Below are 18,616 nucleotides of genomic sequence, written 5' to 3' on the forward strand. Positions count from 1 at the left end.
GCGAGCCGGATGATCAGCCTGTCGTCACGGCTGAGAGGGCGACGCCGGTCATGATGGACGCGCATAAGGTCGAGCATTGGGTCGACCGATTTCCACTTCTCCAGGCGCTCAGCCCGGCGCACCTGCAGCTCGCCCGGGGCACCGTGCAGTTCCCGGTGCTGGAGGCCGGCGCCACGGCCTACGAGCTGGATGGTGAATGCGCCAACTACCTGATGTGCCTGGAGGGGCGCACGCGCATCTTCCGCATGTCCGAAGGCGGGCGTGAGGTGCTGATCTACAAGGTCGGCCCTGGCGGTACCTGCGCCCTGACCACGCAATGCCTCCTGTCCGGCGGCACCTTCCCGGCCCAGAGCGTGGCCGAGGAGCGGACTGAGCTTGCAGCTCTGCCAGTGAGCACGTTCCAGCACCTGATGGGGGATAGCGCCACGTTTCGCAGCTTCGTCATGGACGATTACACGCGGCTGATGTCTGGCCTGTTCACGCTCATCGACGAGGTGGCGTTCGCCCCGCTGAAGCAGCGCCTCGCCCAACGGCTCCTGGCTGAAGCCGATCCGCGCGGTGTCGTTGCCGTGACCCATCAGAAGCTCGCCGACGACATTGGCAGCGTGCGCGAGGTGGTGAGCCGCATCCTGGCGCAATGGGCCGAGGCAGGCTTGATCGAGCTGCGTCGCGGCGCAGTCGAGATTGTAGAACGGGCGAGCTTGGCTACCGCCGGTAGGCGGTGAACTGCGGCGCGCGCAGCGTCCGCTTTAGGGCAAAGGGCTCTAAAGTTCGCTCCCCACCCCGAGCCGAAGTTGCCAGACTGCCGACGAATGGCCGCTTTCAGGTAGCGGCGAGGGCCGTCGGGACGGCTGCCATGGGTCGGAAGCGGGATGGCTGCTCAGGGTGGTTTTCAGCCAGTCTGCTTCAGGGCGGCGGATGCATCGAAGCGGATATAGCCGCTGGGCCCGCTTCTGACCCTTCTAGGACCTCGGAGAGGTCTGCTTACCGGCAGTGGGATGCCTATTGAGCAAAGCCTTCTATGCCGACCCCATACGTTCCATTGATCGCGGCATCGAAGATGGCATTTGATTGGCCATAATGGACAAGATCCTCTCGGCCGCCGCCAGATTGAGGCTGTAGCCGTCCCCTGCGACGACATCGTCCCGGCTATCGAGGAGAATCAGGCCGCCGCGGTTCGGAACATAAGGCTGATGCCAGCGCGACTTCGACAACTTTAGCCCGAGGCCCTTCGCCTGCTTCCGGAGCTGCGCAAGACGAAGGGTGTCCTGGTAAGTCGGTGTCAGATCGATCTCGTGCACGGCATCCTCTCACGCCCGTGTCGTCTCAGCCGCAGCCTGCCATGCAGCGCGCCACGGTCGTCGTGCTGGTGTAACGGCTCAGTGCTCGCATACTCAGCCGCTGGAGGCGAGGCCTCTCACCACCGGTAGATCAGGCTGCCAATGACCGTCGCCGGCTGATTACGATTGCAGAACCCGAACGAGCAAGTCTGGTAGTTCCGGTCGAAGATGTTGTAGCCATTAAGCTGCGCGCGGAAGCCCTTGTACTTCGGGTCGAGCGCCGCGAAATCGTAGGCCACCAAAGCGTCGTACAGCGTGACAGCGGTATTGCGCACCGTGTTCTGGTCATCTGCGTAGCTTGAACCGATGTAGCGGATGCCGCCACCGATCTGAAGACCGCGCAGGGCTGAGGACGGCGGGAACGCATAGGTCAGGAACGACGCGTAGGTATCCTGGGGGATGCCCGATACGAGATTCCCGGTGAGCGACTGGCCAGTGAACGAGACCGAGTTTACGAACCGGATATCGACGTGCGTGTAGGCGATGGTCAAGTTCGTGCCCGGGGCGAGGTTGGCGGTCGCCTCGGCCTCGAAGCCCTTCGAGCGCACGGCCCCGCCGGCAGTCTGGAACGCGAGGGAGGACGCGTCGGGGATCAGGATGTTCGACTGGGTGATGTCGAAGCCGGCAAACGCGGTTTGGATGTTGGTGCCGGGGATCAGGTACTTCACGCCGGCCTCGATCTGATCACCGGTAGCCGGCTTAAACGCTTGTCCGTTCCGGTCGAGGCCCACCTGCGGGGTGAAGGTCGTGGCGTAGCTGGCGTAGGGAACGAGGCCTGGCGCCAGGACGTAACCCAGTCCGACCCGGCCCGTGAACGCGCTGTTGTTCTGACTTGAGACCGCGCTGTCGGGGGTGGCGAAATTGTTCTGGAAGACCCAATCGTGGCGGCCGTTCAAGGTCAGGATGAAGTCGCCGAACTTGGCCTGATCCTGCAAATAGACGCCGATCTGCTCCTGGGTCTGGCGCGCGGCAGACCCGAGGGTCGGGGTCGCGATAAACTGCTGGCCGTAGTTCCGCGTGATGAGGTTCAGGTCTGGGGCTAGGCCAAAGCCGAGGCGTTGGCTCAGGCTGTACCGAGCGTAGTCGACGCCCCCGACCATGGTGTGGGCGACCGGGCCTGTGGCGAAGCGCGCCTCCAATTGGTTGTCCAGCGTCTGCTGCACCAAGCCCTCGCGGATGTAGCCGGTGTCGCGCGTGCCGATCGTGTTTGCGTCGTTAATGCCGTTGATGTCGACGTACTTTCCACTGAGAAAGACGCCATAGTGCCGGAAGTTCTGGCGGAAGACCAAATCGGGTGTGATGAAATGCTCGAAGGCGTAGCCGACACGATACTGCGTCTGGTTGAGACCGGCGAAGGCCGGATCGCCCATGTAGTACGGGCTCGCCCGGAAACCCGGGTAGTTGTAGTAGAACGTCGTGGCCGGAGTGTTGGTCGTCTGGAACTCGCTTAGGAACGTGAACGTCGTAGCCGCGTCGGGTTTCCAGGTGAAGGCGGGCGCGATGTTGAACCGGTCGTCGTTGGTGCCGAGACCGATGAAGGTGCCCGCCTCGCGGCGTAGGCCAGTCAGCCGGTAGGCCATGGTTCCACCCGACCCCTCGATCGGGCCGCCGACGTCGAAGTTGCCCTGGAAGCGGTCAAAGCTGCCGGCCTGGAACTGGATCTCGCCGAACGACACAAAGACGGGGCGCTTGCTGGTGATGTCGAGGATGCCGCCGGGCGAGCCGAGGCCGTAGAGGCCGGCGGACGGCCCGCGCAGGATGGTCACGGCCTCCGCGCCATAGGGCTCGATGCGCGGGAAGATAAACCCGCTGCCGATCACGCGCAGGCCGTCGCGATAGGTGCCCTGATTGGTCAGCACGTCGAAGCCGCGGATGAAGATCTGATCGAACCGCGGGTCGAAGCCCGACCGGGCCGAGATGGCGCCGGGGACGTAGTTGATCGCATCGCTCAGGGTCTGGACGTTGCGGTCGTTGAGCTGCTCGCGGGTGACGACGGAGATCGCTTGTGGTGTCTCGATGATGGGCGTGTTGGTCTTCGTTCCCGCAGTCGTCACGCGGGCTGTGTAGCCGGCTATGCCGGATGGGCCGCCGCCGCCGCCACTAGTGGCGGCCGTGCCGCCGTCGCCGCCGCTGAGGTTGACCCCACCGGAGCCCACCGGTCCGGGAGCTGAGCTGCCGGGTCCTGCTGCTTCAACCGAGAGTTCGTTGAGCTGGACGGTTCCGTCCTGCGCCGTCGCAGCCCCGGAAAGGGTGGTGGTGGCCAGAAGAACGGCGAGGAGTAGAGAGCGGTAGGACATGGATCACGCTGACGCGCACCGGAGCGGCACAATGCCCGTGTAAACACTGTTCACGGATCGTTGATCAAGCCGAAAACGTGTTGTATTTCACACACTTACAACGGTTCAAATCTGAAGAAATTCTAAGCTGAAGCTTATCGAGCACCATCTGGTCCTGCGTGAGAGCGAGTTGCCCCAAATAGTGTTCGACCGTGGGTGATCCTAAAAATGCCAACTGCATCACCCCGAACGACTGAGCCCAGGGCGGAGTCGAAGGTCGGCTTCCAAACGTTACGTCAACTCTCGCTTTCCACTCAGAGCCGAAGCTGCCGGGTGTCTGAGGAATGACCGCTTACGGGTAGCGCCGACGCGTGGCCTGTACGGCCGGGTCGGGTCGCTTGCAGAACGTCCTGTGTGGATGACTCCCGCATTGCAAGTGGCGAATTGAGCTTCTGGCGCGTTGGTCGGATGCAGTCTTGTGTCCGGCCTGTCGGTGCAGTCGTTCATGTTGACTGCTGGCCCTGATGGTATCCGCGAGCTGGGTCCCACTCTGCTTCGCGGGCTATGACGCCCTGGACATTCGGCGGGGTGTCCCGGCTCCCGGTCTGACCGGTTCGCCATCAACTCTCATCGTCCTCGCAACCTATAAAAAGTCTCTTTGCCGTGCTTGTCAGGCGGCCGTGGCCGCTGGTGCGCGGTAGGTGCCGCCGCGGGTCATGATCGCCCAGGCGACCCGCGCGGTGCGATTGGCGGCCGCAACGGTCACGACGCGCACCGGCTTACGCTGGAGAAGGGCCGGCAGCCGCGGGTCGACCGAGGTCGGTGTCGCCTTCGCACGCCGGATCAGGGAGGTCATGCCGACGACGAGCAGGCGGCGCAGGTAGCGGTCGCCCATGCGCGAGATCCGACCCAGGCGCTCCTTGCCGCCGCTGCAGTTCTGCAGCGGGGTTAGTCCCAACGAGGCGGCGAACTGCCGACCGGAGCGGAAGCGCTCGGGCTCGCTCACTGAGGCGGCCAGCGCCGTCGCCGAGACGATACCGACACCGGGGATCGTCGCCAGGCGCTGCGACAGGTCGCTGTCCCGATGCCAGGCGAGCAACTCCTTTTCCAGGCGGGTGAGCTGGATCTGCACGGCGCCGATCTGATCGGCCAGCCCGGTCACCACGCGTTGCGCCAGTGGTGGCACCTCGGCCGCGTCTCCGGCCGAGAGCCGGGCCGCTAGTTCGAGCGCGTGCCGCAGGCCCCGCGCCATCTCGATCCCGAACTCGGCGAGCAGGCCGCGGATCATGTTCACCAACTGCGTGCGTTGCTTGACCAGCAGGTCGCGCGTCCGGTGCAGCGCCAGCGCCGCCTGCTGCTCGGTCGACTTCACCGGCACGAACCGCATGCTCGGACGCGTCACCGCCTCGCAGATGGCAGCGGCGTCGTTCGCATCGGTTTTACCGCGCTTCACATACGGCTTCACGTAAGCGGGCGGCATCAGCCGCACGTCATGGCCGAGCTTCATCAGTTCCCGGGCCCAGTGGTGGGACGTGCCGCACGCCTCCATGCCGACCAGGCATCGCGACAGCTTGGCGAAGAACGGCACGACCTGCGCCCGCCTCAGCGACTTGCGAACGACGACTTGCCCGGCTGCATTGACGGCGTGGACCTGAAAGATGCTCTTGGCCAGATCGATGCCGACAGTGGTGATCTCCATGGGGATGGCTCCTGCATCTGCGTGGCTGCTGCGTCGACAGCAACCACATCTTGGCACCGAGATGCCGTCAGTTGGAGCGGGAGCCATCCACCCCATCTGCTTCCGGACGCATGGTCGAGGTCCGACGCTATCCGCGACCGGTCATTCGCGTAACACGCACATACGGAATACGGCTTAATCGTTTTTCCGCCAGATCTCCTCGGCGAGCAGCGTCGCGAATGACACCCACGCGACCAGCGGGATGCCGAGCTGACCGGCGGTCTTATCGGCCTGACTGGCCGCAGCCACGTAGCCCACCGCACTTGCGCCAAGCGCGGCCGAGGCGACGGCGCCCCATCCCGTCGAGCGATGACCGAAGAACACTTCACTCCAGCCCGCGATGCCGACTTGGTTCGCAGCCCAAAACGCCAAGGCTGTCGTTCGCTCGGACGACCCCTCGGCACGCAGCAGCCGGTAGCCGCCATAGGCGAGCGACGCCTGGATGCCGGTCCAAGCGATAGGATAGACAAGGGACGGCGGCGTGTAGTCCGGCTTGTCGAGACGCCGATACCAACGCTGCGTTCGAGGGTGTTCAGGCGTCGGGCTCGCGCGCCGTCCGATCAAAAGCGCCGCCGTGACGGCGCCGATCGCAAGTACCGCGGCCTGGGTCGGGGACAGGCCTCCCGTTCGTGCTTGAATTGCCACGATGATACTTCTCTCTCGATCTCAGCCGTTGATGTGGCGCGGCAGGGGACATCGGCCCAGGGGGCGGGAATTCAGCGGTGGTGATTTATTTGGGTTGAGAGCGGTCGCAAGCGCCAGTCTGAGAAAGGCGTACCTTTTCCAGAACACCGTCCCCGTCCGCTTTCGACTCTTTACAGACCCTCGGAAGGTCCGCTTCGCGGCAACTTCGTGGACAATAACTTACGATTGAATCGTGGGAATATCTGGCCATCTGCTCATAGGCGTAAGATTGGAATGAGCCGAGGTCAGATTGTGCACAAGGTCTGGCGAGCCGTGATGATATGGCCTTCCGGCCGATGATCAGCGGTTTCAGGTCAGCTTGAACGTGATAGCAGGACTGAGCCGCCGTCCGAAATCATCAGTCCGTCGGGATGAAGCGCAGCGTGCCGGCCTGACGCGCTGAGGTCCCGGTATCGTTCGGGTGATTGACGCCATCCGTGATAGTCACTTCCGAGAAGTCGAACGGGCTCACCCCGTCCAGGCAAGCCACGTTCACGGCATATAGATCGGTGTTGGATCGTCGTTGGTGATGCGTGTAGATCCCGCAGCGGGAGCAGAAGAAGTGCTGGGCCGCCCCGGTATGAAACCGGTAGCTCGTGAGAGCCTTTGCACCCTGCAGGATCTCGATCCCACCTGCCTCCGCCATGGCGACCACGGCGCCGCGCATCCGGCAGTACGAGCAGTTGCACCGACGGATCGACTTGAAGCCGTCGCTGAGCGTCACCTCGAAATGCACTGCTCCGCAATGGCACCGGCCAGTCCGAACATTCGCCTCATCCACCATGTCGCCCGCGCCTCCTATTCTAGTTGGCCCCCTGCCGCTCCCTCAAAACCGTGCAGTTGCCGTGAGCAAATCGACTAGGCAGCCAGGCACGCTGCCCCTGCGGCGATTGCGGCGCAGGATGCGAACCGTCGCGCGGTCAGCGTCTCCTTGAGGAACACGCGCCCGATGATGGCTGCGTAGACCACGCTGGTCTCACGCAGCGCGGACACCACGCCCATCGCGTCGTACTGCATGGCCCAGATGACGATGCCGTAGGCGAGGAGCGAGACGAGACCGCCCGTCAGCGCCATCCCGGTCTGCGCCCTGGTGTAGGCCGGTGGTCTCCCCCGCATCAGGAAGTAGATCGGCGGCATCGTTATGCTCCACAGCAGGAACATGCTGTTCGTATAGGCCACGCTGCTTCCGGCCAGCCGGACGCCGATCCCATCCACGACGGTGTACGCCCCGATCAGAACCCCCGTGGTCAGGGCAGCGGGAAGGAAGTCGGCTCGGAGCCCCTTGCCCTGGAAGGCGAGCGAGACGATCCCCGCGGACACCAGAGCGATGCCGATGGCGGAGACGATGTCGATGGCCTCGTGCGCGAAGATCAGCGCGCCGAGAGCGACCAGCATGGGTGAGGATCCGCGTGAGATCGGGTACGTCTGCCCGAGGTCACCGACGCGGTAGGTTCGGACGAGGGACAGGTTGTAGCCGGTGTGGATGATGGCCGAGGTGATCACGTAGGGCCAACTCGCTGCGTTGGGCCATGGCACGAACACCGCCGCGACTGCGGTCACGCAGGCGACTGCGATCATCATCAGCGTCATCGACCACAGCCGGTCGCCACCGCCGCGCAGCACAGCGTTCCATCCGGCATGCAGGATCGCGGCGCACATCACGCAGGCTAGGACGAACGGGCTCATGGAACTGGCTCGGGATTGGTGGCGCGGCGCTGGAGAGCTTCGATCAGCGAGGCAGAGGTTGCTGAGCGGCCGCTCTCATAGCGAGGTGCGGTGATAGGGCGAGCATGATTGGGACGACGGTCAGTGCGGTCACGGCCCCAGCGACTGCCGCCCAGCTCGGCCCGACGGCGTCCCCGAGTCGGCCGTAGAGCAGAGGGATCGAGAGCGCGCTGCCGCCCAGGGTGCAGGTGTAGAACACGGCAAAGGCCCGCTCGACCCGTCCACCCGGGGCCAGTTCCGGCACCGTGCCGTACAGGACTGACGAGGTGCCGTTCAGCATCACGCCGAGCAGTGGCAGCAGGATCAGCGCGGGAGCGAGCGGAAGCGCGATCACGGCCAGGATCGCCGCCGCGGTCCCGACCTCGGTCAGCAGCACGGTCCGGGTCACGCCGAGGCGCTCCCCGAGCCGGCCGCACACGGCCTTGCCGAGCGCGCCGCCGATGAACACCAGAGAGAGCGCCAGCCCCACGGTGGTCAGCGCCGCGCCCTTCTCCTGCAGCAGGAACGGCAGGTAGAGCAGGAAGGCCGGGCGGGCGGCGTTGTCGAGGGTACCGATGGCGACGAGCAACCAGAAGCCGGCCCGACCGCCCCCCGCGTGATGTGGCTGGGCTGTCGACGTGGCTTTGCCCTGCGGCTCTCCTTGTGAGGCGGGATCTCGCGGAAGCAGTAGGCTCACACCAAGAGCGACCACGACGCCCATTCCGGCGACGACCCACAAAGCCATGCGCCAGCTCAAAAGCGTCAGCAGCAGGCCGACGAGGGGCGGCAGCGACGCCTTCCCCAGATCGCCTGTGAAGTTATAGGTGCCGAGTGGCCCCCGTGCGCTCCGTCCGTAGGCCCGGGAGATCACCGCTGATGCTAGTGGATGCTGTGTGCTGCTGCCCGCTCCGCCCAGCGCTAGACCGATACACAAGCCGAGCAAGCCGCCCGACGCCCCCGCAACTGTGTAGCCGACCGCGCTGAGCAAGGTGCCGAGCACCAGCACGAGGCGAGCACCGAGGATCTGCCTGAGATGGCTCGCCGGGATCTGCAGCGCGGCCATCGTCCCGCTGTAGAGGGTGCGCAGCAGTCCGAGGGCGACATAGCCAAGCCCGAACTCCTCCTGCAGGACCGGTAGAAGCACGTAGATCAGGTCCGTATAACCGTCGTGCAGGGCGTGGTTGATGCCGGTCGCTACCAGGGTCCGTGACGCGTCCTGCGACGGGGCAACAGCCTGAGACGAGGTAAGCTGTGGTGCAATCGTCATCCCGCTTCCTACGCCGCCCTCGTCGTACGATGCCGCCCTTTGCCGAAGCCGGCAAACGACTAATGCTGACGCTCGCGTGAGGAAATGTGACCTGATGGGTTAGCTGGCCCTAGGTTCACATCAGTTGCGGCTTAGCGACGAACGAGCGCCTTAAACCGTTGTGATATGCAGTCGGGAACGATCGCGATCGTAGGACCGTCATCCCCCAATATCGGGACCTCACATGCTGGCTTGGTTTCGCGCGCTCATGCCGAAGGAGGACCGGTTCTTCGACCTGTTCGAGCGCCATGCTGCTACGCTCGTGGACGGCGCGGCTGCGCTCCGGGCGCTGCTCGACGGCACTCAGGAGGTGCCAATGGCCTGCCAGGCGATCGCCGACCACGAGGACGAGGCCGACACGATCACCCGCGAGGCGCTGCTCGCCGTGCGCCGAACCTTCATAACCCCGTTCGACCGGGGCGACATCCAAGCCCTGGTCGGGTCGTTGGACGACGCCATCGACCAGATGCTCAAGACCGCCAAGGCCGTACAACTGTTCGAGGTCACCGCCTTCGAGCCGTCGATGCGCGAGATGGGCGCGGTGATCCAAGAGGCGGCGGCCGCCACCGCCGAGGCGCTGCCGAAGCTACGGGCCCTGGGCGAGAACGCCACTATCCTCAACACCCTGACCGAGCGGGTCATCCAGCTCGAAGGCCGAGCGGACGATCTGCACAATGCCGGGTTGAAGGCGCTGTTCAAGGCGTCCCGGCAGGACCCCATGGCCTTCGTAGTTGGGTCCGAGCTTTACGATCACCTGGAGAAGGTCATGGACCGGTTCGAGGATGTCGCGAACCAGATCAGCAGCATCGTTGTCGAGCATGTCTGAGCCGATCGCGTGACCCTCCTGATCGTCCTCATCGGCGTCGCCCTGGTCTTCGACTTCCTGAACGGCCTGCATGACGCGGCCAATTCGATCGCCACCATCGTGTCGACCCGGGTGCTCGCACCCCGCTACGCCGTCATCTGGGCGGCATTCTTCAACTTCGTGGCGTTCCTGATCTTCGGCCTGCACGTCGCCGGCACGGTCGGGTCCGGCATCATCGACGTCACCACGGTGACCGACCGGGTGATCCTGGGTGCGCTCGGCGGCGCAATCAGCTGGAACCTGATCACCTGGTACGCCGGCATTCCGTCGTCGAGTTCGCACGCGCTGATCGGCGGCCTGCTCGGGGCCGGCATCGCTAAGGCCGGATTGGGCGCGATCGTCTGGCCGGGCGTGATCGCTACAAGCGCCGCCATCGTGCTCTCGCCCGCCCTGGGCTTCGGTCTCGGGTTGCTGCTGATGCTGGCCGTGTCGTGGATCTTCGTGCGCTCGACACCCCACGCCGTGGACCGGTTGTTCCGCCGGATGCAGTTCGTCTCGGCCTCGCTCTACTCGCTCGGCCACGGCGGCAACGACGCGCAGAAGACCATGGGCATCATCGCGGTGCTGCTCTACGCCCACGGGGAGGGCGACGGCGCGTTCCACGTCCCGCTCTGGGTGGTCTTGTCCTGCCAGACTGCCATGGCGCTCGGCACGCTGCTCGGGGGCTGGCGCATCGTCCACACGATGGGCTCGAAGATCACCCGGCTATCGCCCATGCAGGGCTTCTGCGCCGAGACTGGCGGGGCCGTGACCCTGTTCGCCGCCACCGCATTCGGGATCCCGGTCTCGACCACCCATACGATCACTGGGGCGATCATCGGTGTCGGCGCGGCTCGGCGGGTCTCGGCAGTGCGCTGGAACATCGCCCAGGGCATCGTGGTCGCCTGGGTGATCACCATGCCGGCCGCGGCGCTAGTGGCGGCACTGATCTACAGCATCTCGGGCTTCGTTCTGCCGTGAAGCAATACGTCTCGCCGTCTGGAACGAGCACGTCAGTCGAGAGCAGGCGCGGGGCGCTTTAGATCAGGCATATCTCACCGACTTTTAGATCGAGGCGTCGTGCGAGGTCACGCCCTAGCGAGCCCACCACCTCCACGTGCACGTCATCCGCCGCCAATGCGTCCACCTGCGCCATCGCCACCGCAGCCGAAGGGGCCAGGATGACGTAGACGCGGACGCCTTCACGCCTCTGATGCACGGCGATCAGATAGGCCGTATGCTTAGCCCGCTTCGTCACCGAGCTACCTCGATCCCAAGCCGGTCGGCGTCAGCCGCCGCGTCAATCCTTGTCGGGCTTTTCCTTGGTCAGGGCGCCCGTCTTGGGATCGACGTGGAACTCCATCTTCACGCCGTTCTTCACGCCCTCGCCTTCCCAGTGCCCGTCGTCAGCCTCGAACTCGGTGATGCTGGTGTAGCCCGCGTCCATGAGCTTCTGCTTGACTTGATCGGCTGGGATCCAGTCCGGTCCTGGCTTATCCGTCTTCGCCAGCGCCGGGCTGGCAAAGCCGAATGCCGTCGCGAGGATGAGAGTAGAGAGAGCCATCGATTTCATTAGCCGTCTTCGTTTCAGAATGTGTCCGATAACGGGCGGCATGTGGGGCGGTTGCGCGGCGAAGTCGTACACGCTCAAATCGCAGCTGACCGGCGCCGAACGAGAGCGCCACGCGGCGCTCGTGATCTAACGTTCGCTCAGCGTCGGTCAAAGGTGGAACGTCCGCTTTGTGACGAAAGGTCAAGGTCCGATTGCCACCCCGAGCCGAAGTTGTCGGACGGCCAACGGATGACCGCTTTCGGGGAGCACCATCCGGGGCCTGTACGGCAGAGGTGGGTCGGTAGGAGGCCGTCCGCTTTTTCGGCGGATCTGCTCCGAAGCGGACCGGAGGCTATCGGCCAGGTTCAGTCGCGTGAGTAGGCGCTTCCGAATGGCTGGGTTGGGTGGTTTCCTGCCGGTCCGCTTCTAGTCGGCGTAGCGATGAAGCGGACGTGCCGCCGCGCCCGTTCACGACCCCACTCGGACATGGCTTAGGCATCGTCTAATGTCTGCTCCTGCGATGAAGCGGACGGCATAATGACCGCAACCAGATCAAACATATGTAACTGTAAGACACTGTAAGGCGATGCTAGGGCTAAGCATGGCTCTGCGCGAAACCATCACCATCTCCGTGCCCCCGGAACTCCGGGCGTTCCTGCAAGGGTGTGTAGCCACTGGCCGCTACAGCAGCGTCAGCGAGGTCGTGCGGGCCGCTCTACGCGAGTTTGAGCGAGCCGAGATGGGTAACACTCCGATCTCACGGCAAGCGATAGCGCAGCGGACTCCTCCCCCTCATGACCGCGCCTGATCCGATGTCGGGTAGCCTCGACTTCCTCAGCGAGGGTGGTGAGATGGGCGCGCGCATCCGCGTCCCGAGATGCGAGCGATGGCAAGCCAAAAATCAGCAGGTAGAAGCGAAAAGTTCTAAACGTGCATTGATTTGTTGTGTTCGCTGGCGCAGATGGCTTGCTTTACTCAAGCAGGTGCGCCGTGAACGAGAATACAGGGACCATCGAGGCTCAGACCATCGATTTCATCGGACTGACGAGCGAGATCGTCTCAGCCTACGTGTCTAACAATTCCGTCCGGCCCGGTGATCTGCCGGAACTGCTCACCGGCGTTCACACTGCCCTGGCCGGTCTCAGCAAAAGCGCCGCTGCGGCGGCTCCGGCAGTCGAGAAGCTCACACCCGCGCAGATCCGGAAGTCGATCACGCCAGACGCGCTGATCAGCTTCCTCGACGGCAAGCCGTACAAGACCCTGAAGCGGCATCTCAGCAAGAGTGGCATGACGATCGAGCAGTACCGGGAGCACTTCGGCCTGCCGCGGGATTACCCCTCGACGGCGGCCAGCTACTCGGCACAGCGCTCGGCGCTTGCCCAGAGTTTCGGGCTGGGCCAACGACGCGAGAAGGTGGTCGCGGAGGCTGCTAAGCCCGCGGCGACCGTCTCCGACAAGCCGAAGCATGCTGGTCGGCCGCGGAAGGCCGCAGAGGCATAGCAGAAGGCGAGGCTACGGATCTTTCCGCTACCGATCCTTCTCTTCCCTCTATCGCGGCGGTTGAGCGCCCTCACGCTCCTGCTCGCGAGCGCACCGGTCGCCGTGCCCTCCCCGGTCACGCGTGGCCGGTGCGTCCTCTTCCTTGCTGACAGCGGCGGTAAGGACGTCCTCACACCATGCAGATGCCAGGCGGGCCAACTTGGGCGCAGTGAAGGCTCTGCAGCGTCAGGCTACAAGCCTCGTCACCGATAACGGTCATTATCGATGGTTAGCAGCGCGCCATTGCCTCAGATCGCACACGCTTGGGGAAATGCGCTTGGGGCAACGAACTTTCAGTTCAGCCCGGGATCACGTCCGGCACGATCCGCGGGATCAGGAAGGTAACGCCCATCGTCGTATTGCGACGCCACACGACCCTGACTGGCAGCGAGGTGCTCGCCCTGCCGATCGAGAGATCGAACGTGTTCGGCACCTTCCTGCCCGAGGCAAACAGGATGCACGCGCCGTTAGAGCTGTGGTTGAGCACCAGGCAGGGGGAATGAACGGGTGTGCCCGCGAACGACGCGCGTCCCTCTAAGAGTCCGTCCGAGAAGTCAGGCTGATCGGGCGAGGCGTCTGACGAGGATCATGACGGCTGCGGCGTAGAGGAAGGCTCGTGCGGAGGCGAGTGTCGCTTCCGGATCCTTCCAGAGGCGTCGGTTGCGGCTGATCCAGGCGAAGAACCTCTCAACGACCCACCGACGTGGATGAACAGCGAAGCCAACCTGATCCGGCGGCTTGCGCACGATCTCCACGGCGATGATCGTCGCGCTCGCTGGCTTGTCGCCGGCATAGCCGGCGTCGGCGAAGGCCTTGGTGATGAACGGGAAGGTCCGGCGCGACAGGCGCAGGACCGGACCGGCTCCGTCCCGGTCCTGCACGTCGGCAGGTTGCGGATCGAGGACGAGCGCACGCCCTTCCGTGTCGACCAGAGCTTGGCGCTTGCGGCCTTTGACCTTCTTGCCAGCGTCGTAGCCGCGCGGCCCGCCGCTCTCCATCGTTTTGACGGTCTGGCTGTCGAGCACGGCTGCAGACGGCGAGGCTTCCCGCCCGACACGCTCGCGATCGGCCATGACGAGGTGATGGTTGATCCGGCCGAACAGCCCTGTGTCGCGCCAGCGGCTGAAGTAGCCGAACGTCGTCGAACGCGGCGGCAGATCCTTGGGGATCATCCGCCAGGAGATCCCACCTCTCAGAACGTAGAAGATGGCGTTCAGGACTTCCCGTGTCGTCCAGAGCGGAGGCCGGCCACAGGACGCTGGCCTCGGCATCAGCGGCGCGATCACAGCCCACTCGGCATCGGTGAGGTCAGTTTCATAGCGAAGGCCCGCGCGGCTATGCTGCCGCCGGGTGGTCGGGGTCCACATGGCGCTTCCAGGTTAGGCTTCAGCACCCTCCTGGAATCATCGCCATCCCGGCCACTCAACCCCGCCTCAGGCCCTTATCGGACGGGCTCTAACGTTGACGTTACACGAAGCTTGGCGCGGCGCTCTAACATCGCAATGCACTACTGAAATGAGATCTCACGATGGCATATAATTTTTAAAACTTTATATATCAGACGAATCATCACAGCTTTAAGCAATTAAAATTGGACCAACGGTTCAAGGAGCGCTACCGTGGGCGCCTTCTATAGAGCGCCCCCCTCAGCAATTATAGATTCCACGTCGACTTGCTCACGTGCTACTTTGCATCAGTCGCTCCGGCTCGGATGCCGAACGGCACAGGGCCGAACCACGTCGTTACGGGATCCGGCCCGCTTCCCTATCCCGCCCGTATCGTCACGGACGCATCGTCAGGGTCGACTGTCTCGACCCGTGGGCAATCTCATACCTTAGCCAACACCCTTTGGATTTGAGCAGCCGCCCATGGGCCGCCCCGGACCGCTGGGATGAGCTGATCCGCGCCTCCGAGTTCGACGCGACCTACCTGCATTTGCGGAAGCGAGCGGCGGGATGACCCTGCATCTTCAGCCGGTGCGGGTCCGCACCAGCAGTCAAGATAGCAACGGACAACTCGTGTTCGCGGACGGCTTCCTCGTGGCAGTCCTGGTTCGGCTCTTCGACTAGCACGGTGCCGATGTGGGCCTGCGGTTCTTGGAAGCTGGCTTCGGCCCGACCGCAGTGATCGGTGCTCCCCTGTTCTTAGACCTGGACGCGGCTCAGGCCTGGATCGAGCGGCATCTCAGCAGCAAGCGGGGGGGGGGGGGGGGGGGGGGGGGGGCGTAGCTTAGGATGCGACTGGAAAGTTTCTCAGGAAACACTCGGTGCCGGACCCGTAAACAGCCGTTCGTATTCGGCTTCCGGAGCGCCGTAGGAGGGGCCGGCTAGAGCGAGCAGCGCCGCGCGATCGCGGACGATCAGGGTACCGCGCTGTCGACCGATCACGCCGGAACGCTCCAAGACCGAGATCGCGCCCGTCAGGCCCGGACGATTGACCCCGAGCATCAGCGAGAGAAACCGATGCGTCGTCGGCAACTCGTCGCGCTCAGTCCGATCGTGGACCATGAGCAGCCAGCGGGCGAGACGCGGCTCCAGGGTGTAGCGGCCGTTGGCTAGGGCCGTGGACGTGGCAAGCACGCCGAGGACGTGCGCATACCGCAACAGGTGATTGTGCAGGCGCGGACTGCTCCGGAGCGCCTCCGAGAAGGCGCTCACGGGTATGATCTGCGCCAGCCCGATAGCCTGAACCCGGGCCTCGTCTGGCGTCCGCTCGGCGTCGAGCAGGATCGGCACGCCAACCATGCCCTCGCATCCGACGAGCCCGACCTCGACCTGCTGGCCATCTGCCGCGACGCTGACGAGCGAGACGATGCCTCGTTCGACGAAGGCAACCCGGGTGATGGGGGTGTCGGCTTTGATCAGCACATCGCTCAACGACAGGACCACGAGTTCGAGGTGCGGCTGCAGGAGACAGAAATCGTCCGGATTCAGGGATCTAAGCAAGCGATTGAGGCAGCTATCCTGCGTCGGTTGCGACATGGTCCCGTTCACTTGGAGCGGGAGGCCCAAGAGCTCTCGGTCGGGAGCACTTGAACGTGCCTGCGTCCTACGCCTGCTTGTCTTTGAGCCTAATCTTCTAAGAGAGCAAGATATCAATCAAATGATGGAGATTTGGTCGGATATCTGACATAGTGGCAGATACCGAGGTGCAGCGATGTGAGCCCCATGCAGCAGGCGCTGACGCGGAAGCTTGAGAGCTTTGAACCGCTGTCCGACCAAGCCCGCTCGGCCTTGAACAACCTGATACTCAAGGTCCGGCAGGTCGGAGCGCGCCAGGATCTAATCCAGGAAGGCGACAAGCCCGACAACGTCCTGCTGATCCTCGACGGCTTTGCCTGCCGGTACAAGGTCCTTCCGGACGGCCAGCGCCAGATCATGGCACTCCTCGTACCGGGCGATTTCTGCGACCTGAACGTGTTCATCCTCGACGAGATGGATCACACCATCGGCACCATCTCGACGTGCCAAGTCGTGGATATCCCGCGCGGAGCTATCGATAAGATCACAGCACAGCACCCGAGCATCGCGCGCGCCTTCTGGTGGTGCTCTCTGGTCGATGGAGCCGTCCTGCGCGAGTGGCTGGTCAATATGGGCGCGCGCGCTCCGGACCAGCGCATCGCGCATTTTCTGTGCGAACTTCTCATGCGCTTGGAAGCGGTCGGCCGTGTTACCGACAACAGCTATGCGTTTCCGCTCACGCAGTCTGAGATCGCCGACACGATGGGCCTGTCCGACGAGCACGTGAACCGGACGCTGCGCGAGCTTCGCGCCCTCGGCCTGATCCACCTCAAGCGACGCGTGCTGACCATTCTCGACGTCGAGCGAATGAAGGCCTTCTGTAGCTTCGCACCGAACTACCTGCACCTGCGCAACACCCGTTGGGGAGAGCGCCGCGACCTGAGTTGGCTTGGCCGCGCCCAGGAGGGCTAGCCGATGTCCGAGCGGGGCAATGTCGAGACGCTGATTGTGCTGCAGCCGATCGCGATCGACACGGGCAGCCTTGACCACGACGGCATGCTGGTGATCGCCAACGGCCTACTCGTGGCAGTGCTGGTTCGCCTCGCCGAACCCGAGCATGCCAATGTCGGAAGTTGGTTCATGGAGGCGGGGTTCGGCCGGCTGCAAGGGCTGAGGGTCCCTGCCTTTCCGACTCTGGAAGACGCAACGCGCTGGCTGCGACGACATCTCAAGCCAGTTTGAGCTATCTCGCCGGTGATCGGATGGGAAATCCTGCACGCAAACTTCAACAGGGACGCTGCGGCAGGGGCCACGGGGCAAACCGTGAGTGAACCCGAACAAGGCAGTGCCGAGGCGGTGTACGTCTCGGCCATGGTCGGCGAGATGATGCGGCGCGTTCTCAACGATGCCCTCGTCAACCTCGCGCGGACGAAGGGTGCGAGCTATCTCGACATGCTCGTGCAGCGTGAGCCAGCCCGCTACGCCGATCTATTCCGAGAGCTGCCGGACGATACAACTGAAATCACCAACACGTTACATGCCTGGTTCGTGATGGAAGGTAGCGCCGCCTTGCGGGCTGTCGTCAAACGCGCAAGCGAGATTAGCGCAGCGCGCTAGGCTGCCGACAGCCGCTTGGTGTTGAAGGCGACGTGCTCGCGGTAGCGGGCGATGACCGTCTCGGGCGAGCCTCCCAACATTAGCGTGGTCATTGCCTCGCCGGCCGCATGCACCTTCTCGACGACCATCGACTGCATCTCGGCGCGGCCCTCCCGGCCGCCCCAGGCAAGCCGAACCATGCGCAGCTCGATCACGCGTCGCGACTCGATCGCCAGCATTATCGACGACAGGAAGGTATTGTACACGGCACACTCCGCACCGCGGCAGATGCGGGCACGGGATAAACGCCGTTCGACGCCTCAGAGATCCAGAAGAATAATATTGAGGGAAGACGCCGCACCCCTGCCCATATATAAATTAGCAACCTATCATCGAGATCCTGGTTTACTTTAAAGCATCATGCTCCCCGTCGCTTATGCTTCGGCGGTTCTCCCGACGAAAAGTACAGCTCATGGGCAGCGGCATTTCTCTTTTAGTACTTGCACTTGGCACGATTGGCGGCGTCGGCTCTTAGCCATTGCGGCTCGAAAGCAGGTGGCAAACCTGAAGGGTGACCCGGAACGCTCCAACCTCATCAAGGATCATGGCGGCACACCACGCCAGAACATGCCGGGGACCGAGCACTGAAACCGCGTCTGTAGTGCCTAGACAGTTTTATCCCCGGCTCGACCCCGCCGCCCGATCTGCTCACGGGTTGGCGGGGCTTGTGCCTTTTCTCACGGCGAGGAGCCGAATACGCGACGCGGCCCGAAATGCAGGATGGGGGAGGGCGGTTAGCCGAGCCTCAACGACATTTCCTAGCAAGGGCCCGAAGTGGGAAAGGCTACTCTTTTTCAGGCGACCTAGGCCCCATAACTGCTGACACACAGTCAGCAACGTGTTCATTTCGTAATTGAGCCGCCTCTCGGTCTTGGCAGAGTCAGCTTCGGCGCTACCGTCTCCGCAGGAAAAAGAACCAGATCAGGATCAGCACGGGGATCGGCACCCCCAAGAGCCAAAGCAGGCTACCTGTCAGCATGTCATCCTCCCTTGAGCGAGGGAGTAAGCCAACGAGGC

General features: G+C 63.8%; 21 protein-coding genes. 8 read left to right on the plus strand and 13 right to left on the minus strand.

Going from position 1 to position 18,616, the window contains the following annotated elements:
• Positions 1-50: 50 nt before the first annotated feature.
• Positions 51-725, plus strand: a complete 675-nt coding sequence (locus tag AC3IF3_RS23465) for a Crp/Fnr family transcriptional regulator (protein WP_489218457.1) — start codon at positions 51-53, stop codon at positions 723-725.
• 294 nt (positions 726-1,019) lie between these two features.
• Here the strand turns inward: AC3IF3_RS23465 and AC3IF3_RS23470 are convergent, their stop codons facing one another.
• From AC3IF3_RS23470 to AC3IF3_RS23500, 7 genes are all read right to left on the minus strand, one after another.
• Positions 1,020-1,301, minus strand: a complete 282-nt coding sequence (locus AC3IF3_RS23470; RefSeq protein ID WP_489218458.1) for a hypothetical protein — start codon at positions 1,299-1,301, stop codon at positions 1,020-1,022.
• 116 nt (positions 1,302-1,417) lie between these two features.
• On the minus strand, positions 1,418-3,637 hold the full coding sequence (locus AC3IF3_RS23475) for a TonB-dependent siderophore receptor (RefSeq protein WP_489230512.1): 2,220 nt from the start codon (positions 3,635-3,637) through the stop codon (positions 1,418-1,420).
• A gap of 649 nt (positions 3,638-4,286) precedes the next feature.
• Entirely contained in the window at positions 4,287-5,315 is a 1,029-nt protein-coding gene (locus AC3IF3_RS23480; protein WP_489220400.1) for an IS110 family RNA-guided transposase, read from the minus strand.
• A 174-nt stretch (positions 5,316-5,489) separates the two neighbouring features.
• Complete coding sequence (locus tag AC3IF3_RS23485; protein ID WP_489230513.1) at positions 5,490-5,999, minus strand: TspO/MBR family protein; 510 nt, start codon at positions 5,997-5,999, stop codon at positions 5,490-5,492.
• Between the two features lie 397 nt (positions 6,000-6,396).
• Positions 6,397-6,822 carry a GFA family protein gene (locus AC3IF3_RS23490; protein WP_489230514.1) on the minus strand — a complete coding sequence of 142 codons (426 nt, stop codon included), beginning with the start codon at positions 6,820-6,822 and terminating at the stop codon, positions 6,397-6,399.
• A gap of 74 nt (positions 6,823-6,896) precedes the next feature.
• The gene (locus AC3IF3_RS23495; protein WP_489218462.1) at positions 6,897-7,724 is read right to left on the minus strand and encodes an EamA family transporter; all 828 of its coding nucleotides are present in this window, start codon (positions 7,722-7,724) and stop codon (positions 6,897-6,899) included.
• A gap of 43 nt (positions 7,725-7,767) precedes the next feature.
• On the minus strand, positions 7,768-9,009 hold the full coding sequence (locus AC3IF3_RS23500) for an MFS transporter (protein ID WP_489218463.1): 1,242 nt from the start codon (positions 9,007-9,009) through the stop codon (positions 7,768-7,770).
• Between the two features lie 223 nt (positions 9,010-9,232).
• On the opposite strand from AC3IF3_RS23500, the gene AC3IF3_RS23505 reads away from it, so the two are divergent.
• Together AC3IF3_RS23505 and AC3IF3_RS23510 are read left to right on the plus strand one after the other, a co-directional pair.
• Positions 9,233-9,874: a DUF47 domain-containing protein gene (locus tag AC3IF3_RS23505; protein WP_489218464.1), complete on the plus strand. Its 642-nt coding sequence runs from the start codon at positions 9,233-9,235 to the stop codon at positions 9,872-9,874.
• A gap of 9 nt (positions 9,875-9,883) precedes the next feature.
• Positions 9,884-10,873, plus strand: coding sequence for an inorganic phosphate transporter (locus tag AC3IF3_RS23510; RefSeq protein WP_489218465.1), 990 nt, complete (start codon positions 9,884-9,886; stop codon positions 10,871-10,873).
• A 58-nt stretch (positions 10,874-10,931) separates the two neighbouring features.
• Here AC3IF3_RS23510 and AC3IF3_RS23515 read toward each other — a convergent pair whose 3' ends face one another.
• Complete coding sequence (locus tag AC3IF3_RS23515; protein WP_489218466.1) at positions 10,932-11,150, minus strand: hypothetical protein; 219 nt, start codon at positions 11,148-11,150, stop codon at positions 10,932-10,934.
• Between the two features lie 42 nt (positions 11,151-11,192).
• A complete protein-coding gene (locus tag AC3IF3_RS23520) occupies positions 11,193-11,537 on the minus strand; it encodes a PepSY domain-containing protein (protein WP_489230515.1) in 345 nt (114 codons plus the stop codon).
• Positions 11,538-12,045: 508 nt separating this feature from the next.
• Here AC3IF3_RS23520 and AC3IF3_RS23525 point away from each other — a divergent pair.
• Positions 12,046-12,252: a type II toxin-antitoxin system ParD family antitoxin gene (locus AC3IF3_RS23525; RefSeq protein WP_489218468.1), complete on the plus strand. Its 207-nt coding sequence runs from the start codon at positions 12,046-12,048 to the stop codon at positions 12,250-12,252.
• 182 nt (positions 12,253-12,434) lie between these two features.
• Positions 12,435-12,944 (plus strand): Ros/MucR family transcriptional regulator, encoded by a 510-nt coding sequence (locus tag AC3IF3_RS23530; RefSeq protein ID WP_489218469.1) that lies wholly within the window; start codon positions 12,435-12,437, stop codon positions 12,942-12,944.
• Positions 12,945-13,281: 337 nt separating this feature from the next.
• On the opposite strand, the gene AC3IF3_RS23535 is transcribed toward AC3IF3_RS23530, so the two are convergent.
• From AC3IF3_RS23535 to AC3IF3_RS23545, 3 genes are all read right to left on the minus strand, one after another.
• Positions 13,282-13,470, minus strand: a complete 189-nt coding sequence (locus AC3IF3_RS23535; RefSeq protein WP_489230516.1) for a hypothetical protein — start codon at positions 13,468-13,470, stop codon at positions 13,282-13,284.
• Between the two features lie 67 nt (positions 13,471-13,537).
• Complete coding sequence (locus tag AC3IF3_RS23540) at positions 13,538-14,350, minus strand: IS5 family transposase (protein ID WP_489229115.1); 813 nt, start codon at positions 14,348-14,350, stop codon at positions 13,538-13,540.
• An 885-nt stretch (positions 14,351-15,235) separates the two neighbouring features.
• A complete protein-coding gene (locus AC3IF3_RS23545; protein ID WP_489230517.1) occupies positions 15,236-15,964 on the minus strand; it encodes a Crp/Fnr family transcriptional regulator in 729 nt (242 codons plus the stop codon).
• Positions 15,965-16,150: 186 nt separating this feature from the next.
• On the opposite strand from AC3IF3_RS23545, the gene AC3IF3_RS23550 reads away from it, so the two are divergent.
• The 3 genes from AC3IF3_RS23550 to AC3IF3_RS23560 all read left to right on the plus strand — a co-directional run bounded on the left by AC3IF3_RS23550 (position 16,151) and on the right by AC3IF3_RS23560 (position 17,560).
• A complete protein-coding gene (locus AC3IF3_RS23550) occupies positions 16,151-16,915 on the plus strand; it encodes a Crp/Fnr family transcriptional regulator (RefSeq protein ID WP_489230518.1) in 765 nt (254 codons plus the stop codon).
• A 3-nt stretch (positions 16,916-16,918) separates the two neighbouring features.
• Positions 16,919-17,185: a hypothetical protein gene (locus AC3IF3_RS23555; RefSeq protein ID WP_489218475.1), complete on the plus strand. Its 267-nt coding sequence runs from the start codon at positions 16,919-16,921 to the stop codon at positions 17,183-17,185.
• An 81-nt stretch (positions 17,186-17,266) separates the two neighbouring features.
• The gene (locus AC3IF3_RS23560; RefSeq protein ID WP_243966400.1) at positions 17,267-17,560 is read left to right on the plus strand and encodes a hypothetical protein; all 294 of its coding nucleotides are present in this window, start codon (positions 17,267-17,269) and stop codon (positions 17,558-17,560) included.
• On the opposite strand, the gene AC3IF3_RS23565 is transcribed toward AC3IF3_RS23560, so the two are convergent.
• Positions 17,557-17,778: a hypothetical protein gene (locus AC3IF3_RS23565; RefSeq protein ID WP_279598191.1), complete on the minus strand. Its 222-nt coding sequence runs from the start codon at positions 17,776-17,778 to the stop codon at positions 17,557-17,559. The two genes, AC3IF3_RS23560 and AC3IF3_RS23565, sit on opposite strands and share 4 nt — an antisense overlap.
• Positions 17,779-18,616 lie beyond the last annotated feature (838 nt).

This window comes from Methylobacterium sp. J-118 (assembly GCF_057836565.1).